The sequence below is a fragment of the Hyphomicrobium sp. GJ21 genome (assembly GCF_001006785.1).
Taxonomy (GTDB): Bacteria; Pseudomonadota; Alphaproteobacteria; order Rhizobiales; family Hyphomicrobiaceae; genus Hyphomicrobium_B.
Genome location: NZ_CDHO01000003.1, coordinates 300129 through 313766 on the forward strand (window position 1 = coordinate 300129; position 13638 = coordinate 313766).

The 13638-nt window shown below is 57.3% G+C and carries 11 protein-coding genes and 1 pseudogene; 6 read left to right on the plus strand and 6 right to left on the minus strand.

Translation table 11 applies throughout. The annotated features are described in order from the left end of the window. Positions 1–16: 16 nt before the first annotated feature. On the minus strand, positions 17–2572 hold the full coding sequence (locus HYPGJ_RS09765; RefSeq protein WP_083984087.1) for an HWE histidine kinase domain-containing protein: 2556 nt from the start codon (positions 2570–2572) through the stop codon (positions 17–19). 368 nt (positions 2573–2940) lie between these two features. Here HYPGJ_RS09765 and HYPGJ_RS09770 point away from each other — a divergent pair, with 368 nt between their 5' ends. Together HYPGJ_RS09770 and HYPGJ_RS09775 are read left to right on the plus strand one after the other, a co-directional pair. Continuing rightward, complete coding sequence (locus tag HYPGJ_RS09770; protein ID WP_046847034.1) at positions 2941–3249, plus strand: hypothetical protein; 309 nt, start codon at positions 2941–2943, stop codon at positions 3247–3249. A 311-nt stretch (positions 3250–3560) separates the two neighbouring features. After that, positions 3561–3821, plus strand: coding sequence for a hypothetical protein (locus tag HYPGJ_RS09775; RefSeq protein WP_046848284.1), 261 nt, complete (start codon positions 3561–3563; stop codon positions 3819–3821). Positions 3822–3891: 70 nt separating this feature from the next. On the opposite strand, the gene HYPGJ_RS18765 is transcribed toward HYPGJ_RS09775, so the two are convergent. The 4 genes from HYPGJ_RS18765 to HYPGJ_RS09790 form a co-directional block, all read right to left on the minus strand. Further along, a complete protein-coding gene (locus tag HYPGJ_RS18765; protein ID WP_200185707.1) occupies positions 3892–4056 on the minus strand; it encodes a DUF3309 family protein in 165 nt (54 codons plus the stop codon). A 10-nt stretch (positions 4057–4066) separates the two neighbouring features. Then, complete coding sequence (locus HYPGJ_RS09780) at positions 4067–4936, minus strand: hypothetical protein (protein ID WP_046847035.1); 870 nt, start codon at positions 4934–4936, stop codon at positions 4067–4069. Between the two features lie 108 nt (positions 4937–5044). Beyond that, on the minus strand, positions 5045–5554 hold the full coding sequence (locus HYPGJ_RS09785) for a DUF4142 domain-containing protein (protein WP_046847036.1): 510 nt from the start codon (positions 5552–5554) through the stop codon (positions 5045–5047). Positions 5555–6011: 457 nt separating this feature from the next. Then, on the minus strand, positions 6012–6416 hold the full coding sequence (locus tag HYPGJ_RS09790) for a hypothetical protein (RefSeq protein WP_046847037.1): 405 nt from the start codon (positions 6414–6416) through the stop codon (positions 6012–6014). A 139-nt stretch (positions 6417–6555) separates the two neighbouring features. On the opposite strand from HYPGJ_RS09790, the gene HYPGJ_RS09795 reads away from it, so the two are divergent. The 4 genes and pseudogenes from HYPGJ_RS09795 (at position 6556) to HYPGJ_RS09810 (ending at position 13103) form a co-directional block, all read left to right on the plus strand. Next, positions 6556–7290, plus strand: coding sequence for a Crp/Fnr family transcriptional regulator (locus HYPGJ_RS09795; RefSeq protein WP_046847038.1), 735 nt, complete (start codon positions 6556–6558; stop codon positions 7288–7290). A gap of 70 nt (positions 7291–7360) precedes the next feature. Next, positions 7361–10457 (plus strand): annotated as a pseudogene (locus HYPGJ_RS18540) (chemotaxis protein CheB). 77 nt (positions 10458–10534) lie between these two features. Continuing rightward, on the plus strand, positions 10535–11248 hold the full coding sequence (locus HYPGJ_RS09805; RefSeq protein WP_052750858.1) for a chemotaxis protein CheB: 714 nt from the start codon (positions 10535–10537) through the stop codon (positions 11246–11248). 475 nt (positions 11249–11723) lie between these two features. Further along, complete coding sequence (locus HYPGJ_RS09810) at positions 11724–13103, plus strand: hypothetical protein (RefSeq protein ID WP_046847039.1); 1380 nt, start codon at positions 11724–11726, stop codon at positions 13101–13103. A gap of 111 nt (positions 13104–13214) precedes the next feature. Here HYPGJ_RS09810 and HYPGJ_RS09815 read toward each other — a convergent pair whose 3' ends face one another. Beyond that, the gene (locus HYPGJ_RS09815) at positions 13215–13502 is read right to left on the minus strand and encodes a hypothetical protein (RefSeq protein WP_143440508.1); all 288 of its coding nucleotides are present in this window, start codon (positions 13500–13502) and stop codon (positions 13215–13217) included. Positions 13503–13638: the final 136 nt, after the last annotated feature.

The following is a 13638-nucleotide window of genomic DNA, read 5'->3' on the forward strand; positions in this document are numbered from 1 at the left end:
GCATCCACGCCGGCAGTTAGTCGGAGGATTCCAGAAGCTCGACGAGCGCACGTGCAATATTTTCTATCGTGTACGGCTTCTGCAGAACCTGCCGCGCGCGATGCTCCATCGGCAGCGAAGCCTGCTCGCCATAGCCACTCGCGAATATGAACGGTACGCCGAGTTCCTGGAGACGATCAGCCACGGGAAAGCTCGTCCGATCTCCGAGATTGATATCGAGCACGGCTAACGAAGGCGTCTCGGATTCGAGATAATCGAGCGCTCCCTGCGTTGTTGCATGAGTGATGACCGTGTCAGCGCCAAGCCTTGTCAGGATGTCTTCCGCATCCAGCGAGATGATGAGGCTATCCTCAACCAGCAACACGCTTCGATTTGCTAGAAATTTCGGCGGCGGCTCGACAGGATGTCCTGGCGCCGGGCGTGCGAACTTAATCGCCTTGCCAGCGAACGACTTCGCTTCGGAGACATGCCGCGCCGGAATGATGAAATCGGCCTCGAACCCGGTTTCGCTGTATCGCGCCTCCGCGCTTCCTCCGAGATCGTAAGGAACTGAGCGCTCGATGATCGTCGTGCCGAACCCCTTACGCTGCGGAGGGCGCACGGGTGGACCACCGTATTCGCGCCACGCCACGACGAGATCGCGAGCGCCATTGCGATGCCACGTCATTTCCACGCGGCCGTTGGTCGTCAGGCTTCCGTATTTTGTCGAGTTCGTAACAAGCTCGTGCACCACCAGCGCCATCGCCGAATAAGCTTGCGGGTTGAGCAGTACAGGAGGGCCGCCGCCGCCTATACGGTCGGCACCTGCCGAAATCGCCGCAGACTCCGCATCCACGAGAGCTTGCAGCGGAGCCGGACCCCAATGATCGTCAGTAATCTGATTATGTGCGCGCGCGAGAGCATGAATACGCCCATCGACGAGCTGCACGAATTTCGCCACCGCCTCATCGTCGGGCTGCGATTGCCGGATCAATCCGCGGATGACGCCAAGGATATTGCGAACGCGATGATTGAGCTCCGCGATGAGCAGCTCCTGACGCGCACTTGCCTGATGCCGCTCCGCGGCTGCCTCGTCTGCAAGACGCAGAACGACCTCGATGAGCGTCGCACGTAATGTTTCAGCAACGCGCATTTCTGACGACGTGAACGGCTTCGAGCGACCTTCGACAAGCTCCTTCCATTCCGCGAAACTTTCGCGCGGCGTGAGGCGCGGACCATTCGGTCCGTAAACAGCAGGCTTATGCGGGTCACCGGCCCAGCGGACGGAGCGGACCATCTCGGAGCGAAATAGAACCACATAATCCCGCGGCGACCGCGAGATGGGAATTGCCAGCAACCCGGCGACACCGTTGCTATCGATCGCGCTAATCAATGAGGTGATCTGATCTGTCGCGAAAACCTTTCCGGCAGCCGTACCGTTCAGCGCGCGAACGATCTGCCGGAAGGCTTCCGTCGACGGCGTGATCCCGGAAAACGCGTAACTGCCGTTGATCCACACGCCGACCCCGTCCGCCGGAATTGTGTTTGTGAGGATGTCGGCGAGCCAGTCCGGATCTTTGAGAAGAGTTTCATCAGACGCAACGGCGCCCAACAGCTGATCCGAAATATCGCGCGCCCGACGCTCGTATTCGACGATCGCGCGTCGCTCGCGGCTTTCGAGCCGCATGGCAAACATCTGCGCGAAGAGTTCGCTCACCGAGCGCATCTGAAAGTTCGGAACCATCCGGGAATAATGATGGCATGCAAACAATCCCCAAAGTTCGTCATCCACGATGATCGAGATTGAGAGCGATGCGCCGACGCCCATGTTCTTCAGATATTCGATGTGGATCGGCGAAACGGACCGCAGCATCGACAGGGAAAGATCCATCGGCCTTCCGAACTCGTCGAGTTCAGGCGTGATCCTGACCGGCACGGCGCCAACATCAGCGATAATGCGCAGCAGGTTTCGACGATAGAGCGCCCGAGCTTGCTGCGGAATATCGCTCGCTGGATAGTGCAGACCTTTGAACGATCCAATTCCGCTCTTGCAGGCTTCGCCAACGACTTCGCCCGATCCGTCCGTATCGAACTTATAGACCATGACGCGATCGTAACCGAGCAATGCCCGAACCTGGCGCGCACCTTCGCGGTAGAACGAAGTAAAATCCGGCGTCTGGTCCAATCGCGCCATCATCGTGCGGACGGTGCCGGTGATGTCCTTAGGCGGTTCGTTGCCGGCCTCAGCTTCGACAACGATGTAAGCGCCGGAAATGTGGACAGCGACGTCGAAGAACCGGTCCTTGATAAGCTCGCATGCGAAGAGTCGTTCTATGGAATCGGCTCCACGCAGCAGACTGACCCGGTTGCGAAGGTCATGCAGCGCGCGCGAAGGTAGGAACTCCGCCAACGGGTGACCAATCATGTCGGTCGCCCGGCAGCCAATGAAATCGGAAATGTTCTCGGATGCCCGAGCGACGATCCAATCCGTCGTTACCGCGAACAAAAAGCCGATAGGCTGAACGGCCCCCAGCATGTGGATGGGCTCGCGGTCGCAATTTGTGAGATCGACTTGAAGATCCGAGCTGGGCAAGAAAATTGCTCGCGTTTGTGTACGATGATGCACAAAACGCGCTTCATTCGGTCACGGTTCCAGACGTAAGTTCCGGCCGTCCAACTAACGTTATTCTTTAGCGCGCACGAACAAGATTACCGCAGCACGTGTTGACGGCACAAGCAAACTTCGCGACGTTCCGTCACGCAATAGCGTCATGCGATTGTTTAGTTTCTAAGATTTTATTGTTGGACGCTTCCCGAAACGCATCGTACACATCGCAACGCGTTTCGCGTCAACAAATAAAGAAAAGAAGAGGCTCTACGGCAGCCTCAGGGACGAAACGAATTCCAAGGGAGCGAGAAAGCGCGCGGGTGAGACTTTGCTGACACGTGAAGGAGCACCCCTTGGTTCGTCAATTTCCGCCTCTCGTCGAGAGGATCAGCCGGGCTCTTTGCCAAGCGAACGGCAAGCCCACTGACGCCCGGTTTAAAGGCAAGCCGATGTGGCAGACGTTCCGGCGCGACGCGCAAGCCGCGATCGACGGTTCGGGCGTCGACGAGCTGGTGCACACGGTCCGCAGCATCATCGATGAAAAGCGCGTCTCTCCCGCGGTTCGGGCCGAGCTTGCTGAAGCGTTGTCGCAATTTGAAGGCGAAGGCGAGAACGGCATGATGCGCTATGACCATGAGCAGAACGAGTTCTTGCGCTGGTAGGCAGGCGGCCTGAACATTCGGGCCTTCTCGTCCCTCTCGATGGGGATCAAGGTGGGCGCGGTCCTGCCGAACGTGCGCGATCGCCCTCCTCTCTCGCTTGGTGCGAAATTTTTCACCGGAACTCGATGCCTCCTTGCGCGTTATCGACACGCAGATCGTCTTCTCATACCCCGTGCGATTTTCACGATCTTAGGCGGTGCTAACCCGCTGACTATTGGATCGCATGGCGTCTCGCGCCAATGCCGCGACTCGCGTTCTGCAGCATGACAGCAGCTTGTTCGCTGCGCATTCCGATCAACCGAGTGTCTGATATGTGGGACTATCCCAAGAGCGCGAAGCACCGCGCGTTCATCGACGAGCTTCAGGCGAAGCACGAGCGCGAGCTTGCAAAAGTCCGCGCTGCGGAAAAGAAGCAGGCTCGTGCGGCAGACGGCCAGCAGGCTCTCGAAGAGATAAAGGCTCAGAGCGCAGCGACGCGAGAAAAGACGGCGCGGCTCCGTGCTGAACGCTTGGCGCGTGCAGCGGAAAATCTCCTGGAAAAGCGCGCCAAGGCGGTTCGGAAGAAAAAATAAAGCTTCGATTTTTCTTACGTTGCTCGAAGGCGGTTAGCCCGCGCTTCGAGAATAGAGTGTGCGCCGGCAATCACCTCAGCGGCGCGCCGCTGTGCGTAAGCGCCATGATGACCAGCAAGACAAGCACGACTGCGAGAACGCCGGATGGACCATACCCCCAATCTCGACTGTATTCCCAACGCGGAAGCGCCGCCAAGAGCGCAAGCAGAATGATGACGAGCAGTATCGAACTCATCGAAATCTCCTCAGACCTGAAGGTTTTCGTCGCGATGCCGCCCGCCGATGATACCAGCGAACCACGCAAGGATGCCGGCCAGCAATGACACGACCACGAACCACGTCGTGACGGAGGCCGCTATCTTCCGCGCCTGATCAGCCGTCTCTTTGGCTGTCTGCACTGTCTTATTGTAGGCCTCGTTCGCTTCCCGGATCATCTGATCCACGCGCGCCTTGGCTTCCGGTTCGCTGATCCCGGTCTGCCGGGCGACAACTCTTTCGAGATCCATGCGATCGGCGGGAGAAAAACTTCCAGCCGCGATGCTGTGCGTGACGATACGGGCGACTTCCGATTTTGCATCGTTACCCTGCCCGGGTGCGCCTCCCGGCGCATTGGCAGTCGTTGTTCTCAACGCACGGTCGACGTAGTAGCCGACGAAGTCGCCGGCCTGATTGGCTGAAGCCTTGACGCTTTCCGAAAGAACTGGACCTGCGGCCTGCGCCGCAACAGTTGCTGTTCTGCCGACGCCCGACGCAACGATCGAACTCGCGAGGAAGGTCGTCAGCAACAGGCCGAAACCCCAGACGATCAACGCATTCAAGCCGTCTCGATTGGAGCGCTCGTCGACTGACGCATCGAGCGCTGGCTTTCGTAAGCGGCCCACGACATATCCGCCGACTGCGCCGGCATATAATGCGGTTATTGCAAACCACGCGGCGCCGGCAGCCGTCATCGCCGACGGCGATGGGTTGTCATAGCTCCACGGAGAAACCGCCGCGAGGCCGAGAGCGACGCCAGCCGCTCCGAGCAACATGCTGCTTGCCGAGGAGATCGCCGTAGCCCCGAAGATCGCAGGCCAATCTACGTACTTGGTTTCGTCCTCAGAAAGAACGGCCATAGGACTGTCCAGTGGTGTCATTGCCATCACGACCTCATCAGAAAAGAAGGTAAAGAAGAATAATGATCGGTATCGGAATTCCGATAAGCCAAAGCAGAATGGGCATGATCAATCCTCGGCTGGTATTTTGGTCTGCAGGGACTTCGCCATGTCGAGATGATGCTCGAGAGTGGGCAACGTTCTCTCAGCAAAGGACTTCAGCGAAGGCGTTGGACCGTTTGCTGCATAATCCTTGAACGTCGCGACTGCGTCTTGGTGAGCCTCAACCTGAGCCTGCACATACGCGTGATCGAAGCCCTTTTCCGTCGTGAACAATCTGAGCTGTGCGTATTTCGCAGTGTGGCTGACATCCAGAGAGTCAGACGGCGGCGCAATGTTGGCCTGCGCCAAGCTGGCCTTGAAGTCAGCGCCCGCTTTCGTGTGATCATCGATCATCTGCCGGGCGAACGTATTGACGAGAGCCGCTTTACCGTACTTCAGCGCAAGCCCGCTCGTATCGATTTCAAACTTGTTGGAAACCGCAACCTTGTCGACGAACGTCTTGGTTGCTGGCGGAAGATCGGCCGCGATGGCGGAGGTCGCGAATATGCAGAGATAAAGCGAGAGAAGACGGAACATGGCTGGACCTTCTGGCTGGTCTTCGCTTAGCCCAACTCTCGGAGGTGACCGTTGTTCCCGCGATATGTTTAAGAGACCCGACGAACGAAATCGCGAATGCTGCCACGCCGATCATCTGGAACGGTGGCACCGCGCGCTCAGTAAGAGTGCCGTAGAGCCTGAACTCAAATTTACTCCGGGCTCGGCATGCTTCGGCTGTGCTGAAACGCTGCCGGCATCCGGCTTTGCCATCGGCGTTCGCTCGACCGAGCCTGAATAGCCCGACGCTAGTTCCGCCTCACCGCGTGAACGCTCTTCAAAATTTGCCGTTTCCGAGCGAAACCAGCCTCGCAATCGCCTCCGTTTCTACCTTCCACCTGCGACGGCTGGCCGTTGAGCTTTGAAGCGTGCTACTGCGGATTCCCATAGATTCTAACTTAAAATCTCGAGTTTCCGCTCAAGCCCAACGCGGATGGAGTCAGGCGATTTCGTCCAATCGCTGTTTGATCTCTCGGACGACATTTCGAACATTGGCGGCGATGGCTCGAGCCTCAGCGACGGTTGCCATTGAACGATGATAAGACGGAATTGGAAATGTATCGCCGAGCAGATGGCGTCTCAACGAGGTCGCAGTATAGGAATTGGCAATTGGCTCAAAGACGACTTCATAAAACAGAACTTGCGCAAGAATGGTCCCCGCAACGTCCCGTACATCGATCCGCCAGTCTGCTCCGACATTGCCACCACGCCGGATTTCCTCAATAATAATATCGGACGCAATCGTTCTCGCCTCGGCTCGCGCTGCCTCGATATTATCGAATTCAGCACCTTCGGCGTCGGCGAGCCTCTGCAGCCCCATGATTATGTCGAAGAAGATCAGCATCCCGGCAGTGTCCGCAACTATTGTGGGAGTTAACAGTTAGATTTTAGTCCGCTTTCCGACCCACATCATGACATCCAGTGAGAAACACGGTACGCTTAGGTACACTCTGATTGCGTGACGGCCATTATCGCGGGAGGAGATGAAGGCCATGAAAAATGCTGCCCGTCTCAATTCTCGTGGAAACCTTATCTTATCCAGTCTTAGCCTTGCCGATTACGAGCTTTTGGAGCCGTATCTCGAGACCGTCCAATTTCGCGCTCGCGATTGCCTTGAGCAGACAAATAAAAAGGTCGAGCGCATCTATTTTCCCTATCGGGGATTGATATCCGTTATCGCGGTCAGCCAAAACAAGCGCCACGAATCCGAAGCCGGCATTATCGGATGGGAAGGAATGACCGGTGCCTCCGTTGTTCTTCGAAGCGAACCTGCATTGACGAACGTCTTCGTGCAGATACCGGGTGACGGACGTGCTGTTCTGGCCGGCGATCTTTCGATGCTTATGGCGATGAGTTCGACGCTCAGGGATGCTTTCCTGAAACATATTTACGTGTTCTTGATTCAGGCCGCCAACACCGCTTTGGCGAATGCGCGCGGAAGGCTCGATCAGCGCCTCGCCCGCTGGCTGCTGATGGCCGATGACCGGGTGCCGGGCGACGGCCTTCATCTCACGCACGAATTCCTCGCCTTCATGCTCGGAGTACGGCGCGCAGGCGTGACGATTGCCCTCCAGCACCTCGAAAGCCAAGGACTGATCTGCAATTCGCGAGGGCATATCCGGCTGATCAACCGGAGCGGCCTTGAACAGTGTTGTGACGGTCTGTATGGCGTCGCTGAACGGGAGTTGAGCCGGCTGTTCGCACCACGCTACGGCTGAGAATAACGCAAGATTTTCGCCTGACGACGCGTTATGATAGAAGCATTCCAAAGAATTCAGCGCAAACGTCATGACCTCTGATGCAACGCCGCTAGCTCCCTCCTCTTCGGTCAATGCCGTCCCGGTCACGGGCATCGGCGCTTCTGCCGGCGGAATTCCCGCGCTACAGGCTTTTTTCAAGACCCTTCCGAGCGACACTGGCGCGGCCTATGTCGTCATTCTTCATCTCGACCCGGAACACCAAAGCGATCTGGCGCGGATCCTGTCGCTCGCGACCAGCATGCCCGTCACCGAAGTCGGCGACGCCACAGACATAGTTGCCAACCACGTCTACGTAATAAGCCCGAACCGCAGGCTTCTCATATCGGCTTCCCAGATCTCGACCGCGCCATTCGATGAACCCCGCGGACAGCGCGCGCCGGTCGATTCTTTTTTCCGCTCGCTCGCCAGGCAGCATGGTGACGGATTCGCGATCATCATGTCGGGCGCCGGTTCCGACGGCTCGAATGGCGTCAAGGACATCAAGGAAAACGGCGGCATCGTCCTGGTGCAGGATCCAGCCGAAGCTTCATTCTCCTCGATGCCGCGGGCCGCCATCGCAAGCGGCGTCGCCGATCTCATCCTGCCCATCCGCGACATCGCCTTACGAATACCGGAGTTGATCCGGAAGAAGGGACAGTTGCATGCCGAACAGATTGCGGGCAGCAACGAGGATGCGCTGAAACGAATTCTCGGCTTTCTGCGACTGAAAACCGGACACGATTTCTCGAACTACAAACGCCCGACCGTCGTGCGGCGGCTCGCACGACGAATGCAGGTCACGCGCTCCGACAATATCGAGGACTACACGGCTCACCTGCGCTCCAAGCCAGAAGAAATTCAGGCCTTGTTCGCCGACCTCCTCATCTCAGTCACGTGTTTTTTCCGAGACCCTCCGGCCTTCGACTACCTATCACGCGACATCATCCCAAAACTGTTCGCAAACAGAGATCCCGATTCCGTTCTGCGCGTATGGGTTCCGGGCTGCGCGACGGGCGAGGAAGTCTACTCTCTCGGCATTCTCATTCTCGAGGAAGCCGCGCGACGCGAATTGAAACCCGAGATCCAGCTTTTCGCGTCCGACCTCGACTCGACTGCTCTCGCGACCGCCCGCGAGGCCTGCTATCCTCTGTCGATCAAATCCGACGTCTCCGAACAACGGCTTCAACGATATTTCACCCGCGAGGGCGACAGCTATCGCATCAAGCGAGAAGTGCGCGATCTCGTCGTATTTGCTGCGCACAGCTTGCTTCGTGATCCGCCGTTTTCACATATCGACCTTATCTCGTGCCGCAATTTGTTGATCTATCTGGATCGTGATCTCCAGCAGCAGGTCGCCTCTACATTCCATTATGCTTTGAGACCCGGCGGATACTTGTTCCTCGGCTCATCCGAAACGATCGACGGCAACACGCTTTTTCGTATCGTGGATCGCGACACGCGAATTTATCAGGCATTGGAGCGGCCGCGCGACAAGCTCCCGCCGCTTCCTCGCATTCTTACCGGCCCGACGATCGCCGAACCGCCAACGCGTCCTGTCTTGCGACGGTCGCCCAGCACGAACGATATGTCCATGCATCGACAAGCTCTTGAAGCAACTGCGCCTCCCAGCATCATGATCGACGAGACGCATCAGATCGTCACGCTGTCGGAAACGGCCGGTCGCTTTCTCCTGCACTCCGGCGGTCCGATGACGAGCGAAGCTCCTGACATCGTCCGCCCCGAACCGCCTCGACCTGCGCGCAGGACTGCATCGCGCATTCGAACAGAACCAGCCCACGCTTACGATGCCGATCCCCGTTCGTTTCAACGGAGACGAACACGCTGTAAGTCTACAAATTCGCCCTGTGCAAAAGGAAAACGACGCACGGGTCGCGCTCGTCCTGTTTCTCGAAGGCGGTCCCGTCGAACGCAAGAACGACAGCCGCACCACCGACGATTCCGCATCGACGACCGTCGTCACCGAACTTCGAGAAGAACTTCTGGCGACGCGCGAGCACCTACGGGCGAGCCGCGATCAGTATGAGGCCGTGACAGAAGAACTGCGCGCTTCCAACGAAGAGCTGCAGTCCATGAACGAAGAGTATCGCTCGACGTCCGAAGAACTGGAGACAAGCAAGGAAGAGCTCCAGTCGATCAACGAAGAGCTTCAGACGCTCAACAATGAACTCAAGCTCAAGCTCGAAAGCGTTTCGCGCGCACATAACGATCTTCAGAATCTAATGGCGGCCACGGATCTGGCGACGCTGTTTCTCGATCCCGATATGCGCATAAACCGGTTCACGCCGCGTCTCGCTCATATTTTCAATGTTGTCAGCGGAGATGAAGGCCGGCCGATCTCCGATTTTACGAACAAACTGAAATACAATGACCTGACGCGCGACGGCAAACGTGTCCTCGCCGATCTGACGACGATCGAGAAAACGATCGAAAGCACGGACGGCCGCTGGTTTCTGCTCCGCGTCAGGCCCTACCGGACGCTTGATGACCGCATCGAAGGCGTCGTCGTCACGTTTGTCGACATCACCGAACAACGGAAAATGGAAGAACGCTGGCAGGAGCGTCAGCACCTGCTGCTCGCCGAGCTGTCACACCGATTCAAGAATATCTACGCCGTCGTTCAAGCCATCGCCGGACAAAGCTTGCGCGACAGCGGCGCAACCGACAGCGCACGCAACACGTTGAACTCACGTTTACGTGCACTGGCGATATCGCACGATTTGCTCGTGCAGAACGAATGGCAGAGCGTCGCGTTCGAGCGGCTGTTATCGGAACAGCTCACAGGCATGACAGATCGCTTTCGTTTCGAAGGACCACACGTCGAACTTCCTGGCGAACTGGCGACGCCGCTTGCTCTAGCTCTGCATGAGTTGGAAACCAACGCTGTCAAATACGGTGCGCTGAGCAATAAGGACGGCAAGGTCACGCTGATTTGGAAGAAAAGTGAGAAAGGTGGCAAGAAGCGCCTCTTGATCACCTGGTCGGAAGAGGGAGGCCCAAAGGTCTCCGAGCCCACCCGCAGAGGGTTCGGCAGCTCGTTGCTGGAAAAAGGCCTGCCCAATGCAGACGTTAAGCGCGAATTCCGCGTCACGGGCGTGATCTGCACAATCGACTGTCTGTTGGAATAACGTCGCCTTTAACGGCGGTTCGGAGCTTTTGCGCTGCCTCTGCGTTGACCAAGAACGCAGACTGCAGGAGCGGCGGAGTGGATTACAACAGAGTTTTCGCAGTAGGCGCGTCCGCCGGAGGCATCGAAGCACTTCTGACGATTGTCCAGCAATTACCCGCTGACTTCGCCGCTCCCATCCTCATCGTCGTGCATATTTCGCCCGACAGTCCTGGCTATTTACCTGATATCTTGGCGCATAACGGGCGACTGCCAGCGACGAACGGCATTGACGGGACCGTCATAGAAAATGGCCGCATCTATTTCGCTCCGCCCGACAGGCACCTCCTCGTCGACAAGCATGGCAAACTACAAACGCTACGAGGACCCCACGAAAATTGCAGCCGTCCCGCGATTGATCCGCTATTTCGATCCGTTGCACTCGGTTTCGGCGAGCGCTCGGTCGGCGTCGTCCTGTCGGGCGGTCTCAACGACGGCTCAGCAGGTCTCCGAGCGGTAAAACTTTGCGGCGGCACGACCGTAATACAGGACCCGTCTGACGCCATCTTCGATTCGATGCCGCTGAACGCCATGCGCAACACGACGATAGATTATTGTCTGCCTGCATCTGAAATCGGATCTCAGCTATCGAAGCTTGCCCAACAACGGCCCGCGAAGAAACCAGCGTCGATTCCACCGACGACTCGTCAGCAGATCGCACGCGAGGTCGCCAAAATTCGTCATCGCGCGCGCCGCTTGGATTCGGCAGGCGACCGACGGCGGCGCATGACGGGAGCGACGGTCATCGACTGAGCCACACAATGTTGCGCAACGGCACCGTCAATTTCGCAGAGTTTCCAGCTGCTCAAGCGGAGGGCGCGCGAGCCTTCAAACTGACCGCTATAACAGTCGGAGACGCCCCGAGTTTTTAAATCTCAATTTGAATGAAAGCCGATGGTCTCTCTACGCCGATCTGCATACGGATAAAAAATTCTTCCGCACACTAAAAGCGCGGGCCACGCTTTTCTAATAAACAAATCTAGAAATCAGATTTGCCCGAACAAACCACAAATCAAGATAAGCATATTCCCGAGACACTCATAACCAACGCACATATTCTCATTTCATCTTTATTTTCCGCCACGGCTTAGTGCCCGCACTCGGACACCGATCGACATTGATCAGCATACGGAGCGCAGATCCATTCGATACGTGGACATCACAACCGGCAGGGATGTGCATGTCCACGAGGTGCCGAGCAATGGGGTTTTACGTGGAGGTATTCTAGATGTACGGGGGCACTAGCACGCACGCTCGTTCCATTTTGGGAACAGCCGTTGCCAGCCTTATTCTGCTTGGCGTCACGCCGGTCTCTGCAGCCGATCTCGGGGGAAATTGCTGCGCGGACCTTGAAGAGCGCATCGCTGAGCTCGAAGCGACAACAGCCCGCAAGGGCAACCGCAAGGTCTCCTTGACCGTGTCGGGCTTCGTCAACGAAGCGGTTTTGTTCTGGGACGATGGTCACAGAAGCAACGCTTACGTCGTGACCAACGAAACTGCGCAGGATCGCGTCCGCTTCCTGGGTTCGGCTCAGATCACCAAGGACTGGACCGCCGGTTACCTGCTTGAACTCGGCATCCGCGGCGCCCGCGAAGATCGGGTCAACCAGTTCGGACCGAATGCTGACAACGGCGTCAGCGTCCGCCATAGCGCCTGGTACTTGAGCGGTAAGGACTACGGCAAAGTCTGGGTCGGTCAGACCTCGGACGCAGCCGACGGCATTACCGAAATCAACCTCGCCAACACCAACCACTTCTCGTTCACGAACAGTTGGGGCAACACCTTCGGCGATCAAGGTAACGGCTTCTACCTCTATCGCAACAACGGCGTCCTCTCGACCAGCAACAATCGCTACGGTCAGTTCGTTGCGCAGGGTGCACAGCAGGCGGCGCCTGGCGAAGGGCATCGCTTCAATGTCGTGAAATACGAAACGCCGACGGTTGCTGGCTTCACAGCCTCAGCAGCTTGGGGCGAGGACGACATCTGGAACGTCGCGCTTCGCTTTGCCGGAGAGCACTCGGGCTTCAAGCTCGCAGCCGGTATTGCATACACGCATTCGGATGACGTCTCGAACAGTCCCGCTGGCCACGTCACAGCGGTCAACCGTGGCGCTGGCGATACGGATGAAGTCGGTCTGAGCGGCTCGATCCTGCACATCGAAACCGGTCTCTACGCTTCGGGTGCTTACGGCCGCTTGCATGACGCTGGACTGGATAATCTTTACGGCCAGAACGTCGATGACGTGACAAGCTTCTGGACGATCCAGGCCGGTATCGAACGCAAGTTCTTCCCGATCGGCAAAACGACGCTCTTCGGCGAGTACTTCAATCTCGATCGCGGTGCCGGATTCTCTACATCTTCCAGCACCGGACTGATCAGCGCGGTGAACATCTCAAGCTTGTTCGCTGGCGCATCAGGCGCAGGCTACCGGGTTGCAAGCTCGGAAATCCGCGGCTGGGGCCTTGGCGTCAACCAGAACCTGAATGAAGTCGTCGACGTCTACCTCGACTATAAGCACGTCGAGCTTGACGCGACTGCACTCAACGGCGCTCACTCCACTCAGGAACCAATCCAGTTCTTCACTGCTGGCGCGCAGATAAAGTTCTGATCAAAGTCTGAAGGCCTTTTCGTCCCGTCTAGGTGTATTCAACTGCGATCAAAAGGGCCGCATTCCGTGAGGAATGCGGCCCTTCTTTTTGCTCACTACAACGTGGTGTTCTCAGCCGCTGTTCTCACGCATGGTGTCCCAAAAATCGACGGTCGCTTCACGAAGCGTATTTTTGCAATCGCGCGCGCAATCGATCAACGTTCCATGACGAAGTTCGAGTTTTTTCCCGTAAGCGCCTTGGCGCAACGGAGCCGTATAGCAGGGATAGTTGCCGTAACGGCTGCACGCCGTGACCACATTCGCGGACCTCGACGAGATACCGTCATCAGCCTGCGATGCCGTGGCGCCAATTGCGATGAATCCCGAGAGTGCACCGATCATCAGACATGTCTGTTTCATTACCGCTCTCCGCTGTCATAGCGTCGAGGCAGCTTAAGCGCGCTTTTCGAATATGCAAATCACCAAAAACGATAACGCCGCTAATTCCGTTATTTTGGACGATGCAACGAAATGCAGTGCACCGCGCAACAAAAAA

Excerpts from the sequence above, each read along its gene's own strand:
- HYPGJ_RS09775 (WP_046848284.1), top strand. The coding sequence starts at position 3,561 with ATGTGGGACTATCCCAAGAGCGCGAAGCACCGCGCGTTCATCGACGAG.
- HYPGJ_RS18765 (WP_200185707.1), bottom strand. The coding sequence starts at position 4,056 with ATGAGTTCGATACTGCTCGTCATCATTCTGCTTGCGCTCTTGGCGGCG.
- HYPGJ_RS09780 (WP_046847035.1), bottom strand. The coding sequence starts at position 4,936 with ATGGCCGTTCTTTCTGAGGACGAAACCAAGTACGTAGATTGGCCTGCG.
- HYPGJ_RS09785 (WP_046847036.1), bottom strand. The coding sequence starts at position 5,554 with ATGTTCCGTCTTCTCTCGCTTTATCTCTGCATATTCGCGACCTCCGCC.
- HYPGJ_RS09790 (WP_046847037.1), bottom strand. The coding sequence starts at position 6,416 with ATGCTGATCTTCTTCGACATAATCATGGGGCTGCAGAGGCTCGCCGAC.
- HYPGJ_RS09795 (WP_046847038.1), top strand. The coding sequence starts at position 6,556 with ATGAAGGCCATGAAAAATGCTGCCCGTCTCAATTCTCGTGGAAACCTT.
- HYPGJ_RS09810 (WP_046847039.1), top strand. The coding sequence starts at position 11,724 with ATGTACGGGGGCACTAGCACGCACGCTCGTTCCATTTTGGGAACAGCC.
- HYPGJ_RS09815 (WP_143440508.1), bottom strand. The coding sequence starts at position 13,502 with ATGAAACAGACATGTCTGATGATCGGTGCACTCTCGGGATTCATCGCA.